The organism is Nostoc sp. (assembly GCF_036917675.1).
In the GTDB taxonomy this organism is placed as follows: Bacteria; Cyanobacteriota; Cyanobacteriia; order Cyanobacteriales; family Nostocaceae; genus Nostoc.
Genome location: NZ_JBALCT010000073.1, coordinates 97,759 through 110,987 on the forward strand (window position 1 = coordinate 97,759; position 13,229 = coordinate 110,987).

Genomic DNA, 13,229 nt, shown 5'->3' on the forward strand with positions numbered 1-13,229 from the left:
TAATTTTGAATACAGTTGAGTTTTTATCTTATCTTCGCAGCTTAGATATTCAAGTTTTTATTGATCGTGAAAAGTTTCGCTGTAACGCGCCTGAAGGAACTCTTACAGCAGAATTACGTGCAGAGATTCAAGAACGTAAAGCAGAAATTATTGAATTTTTAAAAGCAACTAATCGTAATAATAACCACAGCTTTAGACCTCTAGTACCTATTTCGCGGTCAGTAAATCTTCCCCTCTCCTTTGCTCAACAACGGCTGTGGTTTCTCAACCAATTAATTCCTAATAATCCTTTCTATAACATTCCACTAGCACTACATTTAACAGGTTCGCTCAATCAAGCCGCGTTAGAACAAACTTTTAACGAAATCGTGCGGCGACATGAAGTTTTACGCACCACTGTTGTGATGCAGTCAGGGGAACCAGTTCAGGTAATTAATCCGACGTTAACTATTACTTTACCAGTAATAGATTTACGACAACTGCCACAAGCCGAACGAGAAATACAAGCACGACAACTGACTACCCAAGAAGCTCAACGTCCTTTCAATTTATCAACTGATTCGTTGCTGCAAGTAAAACTGCTATGGTTGGATGAGACACAATACATCCTGCTGCTGACTATCCACCACATTGTCTGTGATGGTTGGTCTATTGGGGTGCTAATGCAAGAGATAGCAGCACTTTACACAGCCTTTGCCAGCAATCAGCCTTCTCCTCTACCGAAACTTGCAATTCAATATGCAGACTTTGCATACTGGCAACGCCAATGGTTGCAAGGGGAAGTATTAGAAAAGCAACTTGGTTATTGGCAGAAGCAATTAGACGGCATTTCTATGCTAAATCTGCCAACCGACAGACCAAGACTAGCTGCTCAAAGTTACCAGGGTGCAAGGCAACCTCTGCAATTATCAAAAAGTTTGAGCAAAGCCCTTTTAGCTCTCGGAAAGCAAGAAGGGGTAACTTTGTTTATAACCCTACTAGCAGCATTCCAAATTTTACTTTCCCGCTACACACAACAAGAAGATATTGCTATTGGTTCACCTATTGCCAATCGCAACCGGAGTGAAATTGAGGGATTAATTGGTTTTTTTGTCAATAGCTTAGTACTGCGTACTCAACTCAGTGGAAACCCAACTTTTCGGGAATTATTGAGTCGAGTCAAAGAGGTAACTTTAGGAGCTTATGCTCATCAAGATTTACCTTTTGAAAAGCTGGTAGAAGAACTACACCCAGAGCGTAACTTGAATCGAAATCCGCTATTTCAAGTTGTTTTTGCGCTCCAGAATGCGCCTATGTCTGCCTTAGAATTACCTAGTTTAACTTTAAGTCCTCTACCATTTGAAACGGAAACAACGCGCTTTGATTTGGAGTTCCATTTGTGGGAGCCAAATACCCAAAATGGGTTATGGGCAGATAGCTCAGAAGGAATTAGTGGTTTTGTAATTTATAGTACTGATTTATTTGATGATGCTACTATCACCAGGATGCTAGGGCACTTTCAAATATTACTGTCAGGTATAGTTGCAGATCCCGAACAGCGAATTGCACAATTACCACTTTTAAGCGAATCTGAGCTAGATAAATTATTAGTTGGATGGAACAATACTCGGTTAGATTATCCTCAAGATAAGTGTATTCATCAGTTATTTGAGAACGTTGCAGAGCAGAATCCTGATGCAACTGCGCTAGTACTCGAAGATAAACAACTCAGCTACAAGGAGTTAAATATACGTAGCAATAAACTTGCACATTATCTAAAAAAATTAGGAGTTAAAGCCGAAGTTTTAGTAGGACTTTGTGTAGAACGCTCTTTTGATATGGTAATAGGAATGTTGGGCATCCTGAAAGCAGGTGGAGCTTATGTACCTTTAGATCCGAGCTACCCATCTGAACGTTTAAACTTTATGCTTGAAGATGCTCAAGTCTCAGTTTTATTAACTCACAAGCGATGGATTAAAGGTTTGGGAAACCATAATTCACAGGTAATCTGTTTAGATAATGATTGGGAAATTATTACTCAAGAACTTGAAGATAATCTTCCCAGCCAAGTTGAAGTAGATAACCTCGCTTATGTCATTTATACCTCTGGCTCAACTGGAAAACCTAAAGGGGTTAAAATTGAACATAGAGGATTGTTAAATTTAGTTTTTTGGCATCAAAAAGCGTTTACAGTTTCACCCATTGACCGAGCAACGCAGATTTGCGGAGTTGGCTTTGACGCTTGCGGTTGGGAAATTTGGCCTTATCTTATTGCTGGGGCAAGCATTTATTTTGTAGATGATCAAATCAGGCAAATACCTGAGCATCTCCGAGATTGGCTAATATCAAAAGCGATAACAATTACCTTGTTACCAACTCCTTTAGCAGAGAAAATTATCTTATTAGATTTTGCTAATAACGCAGCTTTACGAATATTACTCACAGGTGGCGACAGACTAAATCAATATCCTTTAGCTGACCATCCTTTCCAGTTAGTTAACAATTATGGTCCAACTGAGAACACGGTTGTGACAACTTCTGGTCATATTTCTGTTAAGAATAAAGATAATTTAGCACCCGTAATTGGTCGTGCGATCGCCAATACACAACTTTACATACTAGATAAACATTTACAACCAGTACCTATTGGCGTTTCGGGAGAGTTGTACATAAGTGGTGATGGATTGGCTCGAGGTTATTTAAACTGTCCTGACTTAACTGCTGAATGCTTCATTGATCATACTTTTACTAATAAGTTAAAAGCAAGACTTTATAAAACAGGTGATTTAGTTCGCTATCGAGTAGATGGCAACATTGAATTTTTAGGTCGTCTCGACGAGCAGGTAAAAATTCGCGGCTACCGCATTGAGTTGGGAGAAATTGAAGCCGTACTGACTCAGCATCCAGCAGTGCAGCAAACTGTAGTAATAATTCGTGAGGATAAAGGCGAAAAGCGCCTCGTAGCTTATGTAGCACCAAAAAGCGAATACAGCAGCGAGCAGGAGAGTATGCAATTAATGCAATTGCAGAATGAGCAAGTTTTGCAATGGCAAATGCTCTATAACGAAACTTATAATCAACCTGCTGATTCAGATCCAAAATTGAATATTGTCGGCTGGAATAGTAGTTACACAAATCAGCCTATTCCAGCAGAGCAGATGCATGAATGGGTGAATAATCAAGTCGAGCAAATTTTGGCTTGGGAACCCAAACGAGTCTTAGAGATTGGTTGTGGAACAGGTTTGATTTTGTTTAAGATTGCACCTCACTGCACTAAATATTGGGGAACAGACTTTTCCTCAGTTTCACTTAACTACATTCAGCAGCAGTTAGAAAAGCAAGAAATACCGCAGGTAACGCTGTATCAGCAAATGGCTACTGACTTTGAGAAAGTAGAAACAGCAGCTTTTGATGCAGTAATTCTGAACTCGGTTGTACAATATTTTCCTAGTATTGATTACCTGATTCGTGTATTAGAAGGTGCTGTGGACGCAACTGCACCCGGTGGCTTTATCTTCATAGGAGATGTGCGTAGTTTACCACTCTTGCAAGCTTTCCATGCGTCAGTGCAACTGCATCAAGCTGAACCTTCTCTTACCCGCTCCGAGTTACAGCAACGGGTACAAATGCAAATTTTCCAAGAAACAGAGTTAGTCATTGACCCAGATTTTTTTACTGCAATAAAGCAACGCTTTCCGCAGATTAATCATGTACAAATTCAACTGATGCGGGGTAAACATCACAATGAGCTAACTGATTTTCGTTACAATGTGATTCTTCATGTTAGTGGTGAAAGTGTTAATAATACTGAAAATTATTCAGTGCGAAACTGGTCTGAAGATAATTTAACAATCTCAGCAGTGCGTCAGTTATTAATTGAGAATCAACCAGAAATATTAAGCATTGTCAATGTACCTAATGCGCGGGTGATGTCAGCAGTTAAAACAGCCGAATGGCTATCAGACGTAGAAGCTTTTAAAACTGTAGGTCAAATACGTAAAGCTTTGCAAGAAATCGAAAATTTCGGAGTAGAACCAGAAGATTTCTATGCGCTGAATGTACCTTATAAGATTGATATTACCTGGTCACATTCAAGTATTGAAGGAGATTATGATGTAGTTTTTGTTCGGCAAGATGCAGTAAGTAAGAGAACTATTTTTCCACATAGCACGACTCACTCTCGTCCCTGGGAATCTTACGCCAATAATCCCTTACAAGCCAAAGCAGCGCGTAAATTAGTGCCGCAGTTACAGACTTACATAGCAGAAAAACTGCCTGAATACATGATGCCATCAGCTTTTGTAGTATTGGAGTGTTTACCTTTAACAGCTAATGGTAAAGTCAATCGCCGCGCCTTAAGAGCATTCCATGATGCAATCAAGCTCCAATTGCCTGAAAATTATATCGCACCTCAGACTCCTATTGAAGAAGTGCTAGTGAAAATCTTTGCTGAGGTTTTGGGACTTAAGCGCGTAGGAATTTATGACAATTTCTTTGAATTAGGTGGTCATTCATTACTGGCAACTCAGCTTGTCTCTAGAGTGCGCGACGCCTTATATGTGGAGTTACCTTTGCGTAGCGTATTTGAAGCATCCACAATTGCACAACTATCTAAGGTGGTGGAAAGCCTTAAAGAAAGCAATGCTCAAAGTCAAGCCCCAGTTTTAGTACCACTATCGCGTGAAAGTCGGCGGATTAAGTTATCTTCCTTAAACGAAGAGAGCAAGAGGCATTAAGGGACTTCCAAAAAATAAAATATCCCCCAATATTTATCGTAAATTAAAGGGTTTAAGACCGCTACCTCTACAGGTAGCCCCAGTTTCTGTCGGGGTTTAAATCCCATTATGTAAATGTCTAAAATGTTTTAATTTTGAATTTTCAACTGTTAATATGCTGTGCCATTCAGCTTTTGGAGTCTCAACCCAGCCAGGATTCCAGTACCAAGCATCCAAGTGATATCAAGTCCGCTTAATTGCTTATTAAACCCGAAGAACCCCACCCCGCCAAAGCTACGCTTTGTCTCCCCTCCCCGCAAGCAAGGAGGGGATTAAGAGGGGGGTGTAATGACTGTGGTTAGCATAACTAATTATGCGGACATGATATGAATCACTTCTAAGCCTAAGAAATAAGAATTAAATAACAATACCTCTGCCAAAATTAGAGGGTTAGGGGGAGACAAAAAGGCTCAATCCCTTGGATTACAATGGTTTCAGGCTTTTGAATTGGGCTTTAAGCCTATATCCCGAAACCCGCATTGTGCGGGCTTTCTAAAAAATTGGCGAAGGTATTGAAATAACATACAATTTATGCCCCTAGCTTACCTCACCCTCAATCCCTCTCCTTATAAAGGAGAGGGAAGCTAGAGACAGGATGAAGTTTTGCATTTTATTTAATCCACGTTCCTAAGATGGTTCCCAGTTCGCGGGCTAGGGTAGATTTACCAGCACCCCCAGAACCAATGATTAAGATTTTCTTTATCTTTGGTTTGCATCTCCCTTTTCAAGCTCAAGAGGGTAAGCATTGCTCACCCAAATAACCGTCTTCAGGGTAACTCAATACGCCGCTACAATAGTACCACTAGAAGGATTATTGCCCAAATATTGATATTATGACGACTGCTACAACTGTAAAAACTGAGTATGAAGCGATTATTGGTCTAGAAACCCATTGTCAGCTGAGTACCAACACCAAGATTTTCTCTAATAGCTCGACGGCATTCGGTGCTGACCCCAATACTAACATTGACCCGGTTTGTATGGGTTTACCTGGGGTCTTACCTGTACTCAATGAAAAAGTATTAGAATACGCCGTCAAGGCTGGTTTGGCACTAAATTGTCAAATCGCTAAATATAGCAAATTTGACCGTAAACAGTATTTTTATCCTGACTTACCCAAAAATTACCAAATTTCTCAATATGATCTACCGATCGCAGAACATGGTTGGTTAGAAATTGAGTTGGTAGATGCTGAAGGTAATCCCACTCGCAAACGCATTGGCATTACGCGTCTGCACATGGAGGAAGATGCTGGAAAATTGGTACACGCAGGGAGCGATCGCCTCTCCGGTTCTACCTATTCTCTGGTAGACTACAATCGCGCAGGTATACCGTTAGTGGAAATTGTCTCGGAACCTGATTTACGTTCGGGATTAGAAGCTGCTGAATATGCCGAAGAGTTGCGTCGGATTGTGCGCTATCTCGGTGTGAGTGACGGCAATATGCAAGAAGGATCTCTGCGCTGCGATGTCAACATTTCCGTGCGTCCGGTGGGACGAGAGCAGTTTGGCACCAAGGTAGAAATTAAAAACATGAACTCGTTCAACGCCATCCAACGGGCGATTGACTACGAAATTGAGCGCCAAATCGCCGCAATCGAAGCAGGCGATCGCATTATTCAAGAAACTCGTCTGTGGGAAGAAGGCACTCAACGCACAAGTAGTATGCGGATTAAGGAAGGTTCTAGCGATTACCGCTACTTCCCCGAACCAGATTTAGCACCAATTGAGGTGTCAAATGAACAATTAGAGAAATGGCGCAGCGAATTACCAGAACTACCAGCCCAAAAACGCCATCATTATGAAAGTGATTTAGGGCTTTCGGCTTATGATGCGCGAGTGTTGACAGAAGATCATCCAGTAGCCAAATATTTTGAAACTGCGATCGCATCTGGAGCAAATCCCAAAGCTGCTGCAAACTGGATTACTCAAGATATTGCAGCACACCTCAATAAGCAAAAACTCAGTATTACTGAAATCGCCCTGACTCCCACCAATTTAGCTGAGATTATCACTCGCATTGAAACGGGCAAAATTAGCAATGCTCAAGCTAAAGAAAAGTTGCCAGATTTGCTTAGTGGTATTTCTCCTGAAAAAGCCTTTGCTGGTCAAGAGTTAATCACCGATCTTAGTGTATTGGAACCGATCGTTGATGAAGTCATAGCCGCCAATCCCAAAGAACTAGAAAAGTATCGCAACGGTAACACCAACCTCAAAGGCTTCTTTGTCGGACAGGTTCTAAAAAAGACAGGCAAACGTGCTGATCCTAAGCTGACTAACGAATTGATGGAGAAAAAACTGAACGCCTAGTAGTCTGTCAACTCAACTTTGCTCGCTGCGGAGGGCATAAGGGCAGGGGGAGATGAGGGGGATGAGGAGAATAACCAATGCCCCATGCCTAATGCCCCAAGTCAGTATTTTCCCGGTGTTCTTCACAGAATCTTCATATAAAAAATGGTGATAGCCCGCATACCAAAAATGATATGCTGTGTTAAGTAGATGCACCCTGATGATCTGGAGAGCTGCTGAAGTGGCTCTCTTTTTTATTTGATTTTTGTGGTATTTACGGTTAACTTCATAATATTATTAAGAATAATTTCCATTAAATAAGTATTAACCCTTAGATTAGAAATGATAGAGTGTACTAAGTAGATGCACCCTGATGATCTGGAGAGCGACCCAAGTGGTTCTGCTTTTTTGCTTTTGTCTTTCGTCATAAGAAAGGTAAAAACAATTATGCCAATCGCTAACTGGTGCATTATTATTACCATCAGCAAATAAACTCACAACAAAAGGGACTGAGGAGCAGGGGAAGAATAATAACTCTTGTACAGACGCGATTAATCGCGTCTCTTAATTCAACACTTTTCCAAAGCACAAATTGACCTATCCAACCTGATAGTTATAAGGAAGAATAATGGCAGAAGATTGGCAAAAAATAACAGGTGGCATCACAGCACCAAGGGGGTATCAGGCGGCGGGAATTACCGCAGGATTGAAACCTTCGGGGTTGCCAGATTTAGCTTTGATATTCTCAGAGGTGGAAGCGATCGCAGCTGGTGTATTCACCACCAGCCAAGTTAAAGCTGCCTGTGTAGAATATTGTCGCCAACGCTTGCAAGCCAAACATAGCGCTCGTGCCATCCTCTGCAACGCTGGACAAGCAAATGCCGCTACAGGGACTCAAGGCAACCTTGATACCTTAGAATCTGCTCTGGCAGTAGCCCAAGCACTAAACATCTCGTCTGAATCTGTGTTATTGGCTTCCACAGGCGTGATTGGTCAAAGAATTAAGATGGATGCTTTGCGAAGCGGGATTCCCAAGGTAGTAGCAGCACTCTCAGAAACAGGCTCAGATGCCGCCGCCGGAGCGATTATCACTACAGACTTGGTAACTAAATCCATTGCTCTAGAGACAACTATAGGCGATCGCCCAGTACGAATTGGTGGCATTGCCAAAGGTTCCGGCATGATTCACCCGAACATGGCAACCATGCTGGCATTTGTGACTTGTGATGCTGTGGTTTCGCCTCACCTTTGGCAGCAAATGTTAGCAAGGGCAGCAGATAGAAGCTTTAATTCCATTACCGTGGATGGTGATACCAGTACCAACGACAGCTTAATTGCCTTAGCAAATGGTCAATCTCGCACCCCAGCAATTACAGAATGGGGCGCAGAAGCAGAGAAATTAGAGGCGATGTTAACAGCAGTTTGCCAGCATTTAGCTAAAGCGATCGCTCGTGATGGTGAAGGCGCAACCTGTCTCATTGAAGTGGAAGTGACAGGCGCTCACGATGAACTATCAGCTAGGCAAATAGCCAAAACTATCGCTGGTTCATCCCTAGTTAAATCTGCAATCTTTGGACGTGATCCCAACTGGGGACGCATCGCCGCCGCCGCCGGACGTGCAGGTGTACCCTTTGAGCAAGAAAACCTGCAAATTAAGCTAGGGGATTTTTTAATGTTAGAAAATGGTCAACCTGTGCAATTTGACCGTGCAGTAGCGAGTACTTATTTAAAAAAAGCAGCGGCGGATTCTTCGCTGCCCAAAGACTTCATTGCCACTAATAATAGTAATGATTTATCCTTTGATAGAAGCACTATTAAAGCCCAACGAGTCGATAATCCGGTGATCATTGCAGTCAGCATTGGCAATGGTCATGGTTCAGGTAAAGCTTGGGGTTGCGATTTGAGTTACGACTACGTGAGAATTAACGCCGAGTATACTACGTGAACTACTCCGACTTGCCTACTACCAACTACGTAACTATGCCTTAGACTTCTTCTTTAACCGCTTTGCCCATGATGATGTAGGTTAAGCTAATCTTCTCCTAACTTCTCACTCTAAAAAATGCTTCCTTCCAGACGAGTTTATTTACTGTTGGTTTTGGGTATAGCGATCGCCCCGATCCTATGCCTTTTTCTCAACATTAAACCAACGATCGCCATCACTTTGCTATTTGATGCCATTGTTCTCGGATTGATGGTTGTAGATGGTTTGCAGGTGCGGCGTTCTCGCGTGCAAATTACCCGCGAATTACCGTCACGATTATCGATTGGGCGGGATAATCCGGTGGTGCTGAAGGTGACATCGCAAAATGCCAACGCCCTAATTGAAATCTGCGATTACTACCCAACAGGATTTGGTGTATCAGCACCCTCACTCCGGGCTATTGTTAAGAGTAACAGCACCCAAGAATTGACGTATACCGTCAACCCAAAACAGCGCGGCGAGTTTCCTTGGGGAAATATTCAAGTCCGACAGTTGGGAATTTGGGGATTAGCTTGGGATGATTGGGAAATTCCCCAAAGTCTGCCAGTGAAAGTTTATCCCGATTTAGTGGGATTGCGATCGCTCACAATTCGTCTGACACTACAATTATCAGGATCAATGCGCCAATCTCGCAAAACTGGTATTGGTACAGAGTTTGCCGAACTGCGGAACTATCGCACTGGTGACGATTTGCGATTTATTGATTGGAAAGCTACCGCCCGTCGGGTTGGGGCTTATGGTAATGCGATGCCACTGGTGAGGGTTTTGGAACCAGAACAGGAACAAACATTACTTATCTTACTCGATCGGGGACGCTTGATGACAGCAAAGGTGCAGAGTTTGCAGAGGTTTGACTGGGGTTTGAATGCAACTTTATCCTTAGCATTGGCGGGGTTACATCGAGGCGATCGCGTGGGCGTTGGTGTATTTGACCGCCAGATGCATACGTGGATTCCCCCAGAACGCGGTCAACATCATTTGAATCAGCTAATTGATCGCTTAACTCCAATTCAACCAATGTTATTTGAATCTGATTATTTGGGGGCGGTGACAAATGTTTTGCAGCGACAAACTCGCAGGGCGCTTGTAGTCGTGATTACCGACTTAGTTGATGTCACTGCTTCTGTTGAACTTCTGGGCGCACTCTCCAAGCTAGCACCCCGCTATCTCCCATTTTGCGTGACTCTGCGAGATCCGCAAGTTGATCGTCTGGCACACACCTTCACAGATGATGTTACAGATGCTTATGCCCGTGCAGTGGCACTCGATTTATTAATGCAACGACAAGTAGCATTTGCCCAGCTGAAACAAAAAGGTGTATTAGTACTAGATGCACCAGCAAACCAAATTGCCGATCAGTTAGTTGAGCGATATCTGCAACTCAAAGCGCGAAATCAGCTTTAGCTAATTGCATTGATGAATCGAATGTGAGGCACTAAAAATAGCATCTCACATTCTGTGTCTAAAGTGATGGCAGAGCGCCAATTAAGATTAAACAACCACAAAATTGTTGTTGGTTAGTGACAATCCAGCAGATAGTTGGGCAAATTTTACTTGAGTAAATGCAGCCGCACTGCCATCTGAGTCAAAGTACAGTCCACCTGTAGTAGAATCATAGATAAATCGTTGATTGCTTGTCGTTGCAGATGCACCGATGGTAAACTGGCTTTTCTGAAGTGAACCTATTAATAACCCGCCACCAAAACCAGCAGCCGATACCTGAATAAGTTCATTAGTCGCGTTGAAGTCATCAACACGAGCAACGCCTTGGTCATAAGTCCTGAAAGCAAAGGTATCATTACCGTTTCCACCTGTTAGAGTGTCATTTCCCCCATAGCCACCAGAGAGCGTATCGTTGCCATTGTTCCCCACAATGTTGTCATCGAACCGTGTACCTGAGATATTTAATCGTTCGATATTCTTGTAACTAACTAGATTCGTGCCTTCCGTAATTGAGCCAATGTTAGTAGTGGCATTGAATGTCGTTGTAATCCCCCCTGTAGCATCGCCGTAATCGACGGACAACAAATCGTCACCTTTACCCCCATCTACCGTTTGAGTCACTAAGCCCGATGGGTCAACAATATAAGGGTTGCTTGTGGGGCTGCTTACATAGAAGGAATCATTGCCATCGCCCCCAGAGAGTAGGTTATCGCCTTTTGAATAGTCAACATTCAAGGTATCGTTACCAGCGCCACCGTCGAGGGTGTTATTGCCAGAGGCGGCAAAGCCTTCTCCCTCGAAGTCGTCCTTCCCTTTAGAGGCAGAGAGATAATCATTGCCATCGTCCCCAGAGAGCAAATTATTGCCTACTGAATAGTCAACATTCAAGGTATCGTTACCAGCGCCACCGTTGAGGGTATTATTGCCAGAAACGTTAAAGAAAAACGTGTCATAGTCATAGTCGCCAGAGGCGGAGAGAAAATCATTGCCATCGCCCCCAGAGAGCAGGTTATCACCTTTTGAAATGTCAGCACCCAAATTATCGTTACCAGCACCACCGTTGAGAGTGTTATTGCCAGACACATCGCCATACATATAGTAATCGTATGCGCCGAATCTGCTAAAGGTACTAGAGGTGGAGAGAGTATCATTGCCATCGCCTCCAGAGAGCAAATTATCGCCTGTTAAATCAGAACTCTCCAATAGAACATCGTCACCAATACCACCAATGAGAGTATCATTGCCCGCACCACCCCGCAGCAAGTCATTGCCACTTTTGCCATCAATGATGTCATTACCCCCCTGACCATTAATTACATCATCTGAGTTGTCAAAACCGTTAACATTATTGTTCAGGTCGTTAAGGAAGGTGACTGTATTCAAGTTGAAGATAGTGCTTTGAGTGGAGTTGGCATTGAAGACATCAAAGCTGTCGGTGATGCTAGTTTGCCCATCAAACAGGATATTGCCGGTCTGGGCTAAATTGTCTAGATTTTCCAGGGCAAAGTTCTGCAAGACCACTTTGAAAGTATACGTCCTTTCAAAAGTGATTTCTGAGTTGTTTCCATTTTGAGTTAATTGCAGATTTCTCGCAGTTAATTGCTTATCTCCTGTAAATTGTAAGGTATCAACTTCGGCTATTACTGCCGCGGATGGGTTTGAGCCTTGACCAATGCCATCAAAATCGGTGATTGTAATGGTGCCACCGTCCGCCTCAGACCACTCGCAAACAAATTTATCCTTGCCGCCGCCACCAGTTAAGGTATCATTCCCCGAATTATCATGAACGAGATAATACGTATTAGTATTAATATAGAAAGTATCATTCCCATTGCCACCGTTGAGGATGTTATTACCAAACCCGGTATAGGCGAAGAGACTATCATTACCATCGCCTCCAGAGAACAGGTTATCGCCTTCTGAATACACAATATTTAAGTAATCGTCACCAGCGCCACCGTTAAGGGTGTTATTTTCCGTGCCACTTTCGAGAGTGTCATTGCCTGCACCACCAATGAGAGTATTATCCCCCGCACCACCCCGCAGCAAGTCGTTGCCACTTTTGCCGTCAATGATGTCATTACCCCCCTGACCATTAATCACATCATCTGAATTGTCAAAGCCGTTGACATTGTTGGAGAGGTCGTTAAGGAAGGTGACTGTGTTTTTGTTGAAGATGGTGTTTTGGGTGGAGTTGGCATTGAAAACATCAAAGCTGTCGGTGATCCTAGTTTGTCCATCAAACAGGATATTGCCAACCTGGGCTAAATTGTCTAGGTTTTCCAGGGCAAAGTTCTGCAAGACCACTGGGGAATAAGACACTCCTTCAAAGCTGATTTCTGTGTTATTACCATTTTGAGTTAGTTGCAGATTTCTCGCAGCTAATTGCTCAGAACCTGTAAATTCCAAGGTATCCAATTCAGCAATCACCGCCGCTGATGGGTTTGAGCCTTTACCAATGCCACCGAAATCGGTGATGGTAATAGGACGATAACTATTGTCGCCGATAGCGAAAACAAATTTATCCTTGCCGCCGCCACCAGTCGTCAATATCTGATCATTCAATATCTGATCATAATTATTATCAAAAAAGATGGTATCGTCACCAATGCCACCATTGAGGGTATCGTTGCCTCCATTACCATCTAGTTTATCGTCACCTGCTAAACCATTAATCAGGTCATCACGGGTTGTTCCATTAAGGGTATCATTACCGTTGGTGCCATTGATAATTGCCATAATTTTCTACCTACCTAAATC

The 13,229-nt window shown here is 42.9% G+C and carries 5 protein-coding genes; 4 read left to right on the forward strand and 1 reads right to left on the reverse strand.

Annotated features, from left to right (window positions below; genetic code table 11):
- The first annotated feature begins 5 nt into the window (after positions 1-5).
- The 4 genes from V7K31_RS29020 to V7K31_RS29035 all read left to right on the forward strand — a co-directional run bounded on the left by V7K31_RS29020 (position 6) and on the right by V7K31_RS29035 (position 10,430).
- Positions 6-4,715 (forward strand): amino acid adenylation domain-containing protein, encoded by a 4,710-nt coding sequence (locus V7K31_RS29020; RefSeq protein WP_335099445.1) that lies wholly within the window; start codon positions 6-8, stop codon positions 4,713-4,715.
- Between the two features lie 872 nt (positions 4,716-5,587).
- Positions 5,588-7,063: an Asp-tRNA(Asn)/Glu-tRNA(Gln) amidotransferase subunit GatB gene (gene gatB, locus V7K31_RS29025; RefSeq protein ID WP_335099448.1), complete on the forward strand. Its 1,476-nt coding sequence runs from the start codon at positions 5,588-5,590 to the stop codon at positions 7,061-7,063.
- Positions 7,064-7,670: 607 nt separating this feature from the next.
- Positions 7,671-8,987, forward strand: a complete 1,317-nt coding sequence (argJ, locus tag V7K31_RS29030; RefSeq protein ID WP_335099451.1) for a bifunctional ornithine acetyltransferase/N-acetylglutamate synthase — start codon at positions 7,671-7,673, stop codon at positions 8,985-8,987.
- A 117-nt stretch (positions 8,988-9,104) separates the two neighbouring features.
- Positions 9,105-10,430 (forward strand): DUF58 domain-containing protein, encoded by a 1,326-nt coding sequence (locus tag V7K31_RS29035; protein ID WP_335099453.1) that lies wholly within the window; start codon positions 9,105-9,107, stop codon positions 10,428-10,430.
- 87 nt (positions 10,431-10,517) lie between these two features.
- On the opposite strand, the gene V7K31_RS29040 is transcribed toward V7K31_RS29035, so the two are convergent.
- Positions 10,518-13,211 carry a calcium-binding protein gene (locus tag V7K31_RS29040; protein WP_442941411.1) on the reverse strand — a complete coding sequence of 898 codons (2,694 nt, stop codon included), beginning with the start codon at positions 13,209-13,211 and terminating at the stop codon, positions 10,518-10,520.
- Between the last annotated feature and the right edge of the window lie 18 nt (positions 13,212-13,229).

Coding starts and splice junctions, on each gene's coding strand:
- gatB (WP_335099448.1), top strand. CDS start 5,588: ATGACGACTGCTACAACTGTAAAAACTGAGTATGAAGCGATTATTGGT.
- argJ (WP_335099451.1), top strand. CDS start 7,671: ATGGCAGAAGATTGGCAAAAAATAACAGGTGGCATCACAGCACCAAGG.
- V7K31_RS29035 (WP_335099453.1), top strand. CDS start 9,105: ATGCTTCCTTCCAGACGAGTTTATTTACTGTTGGTTTTGGGTATAGCG.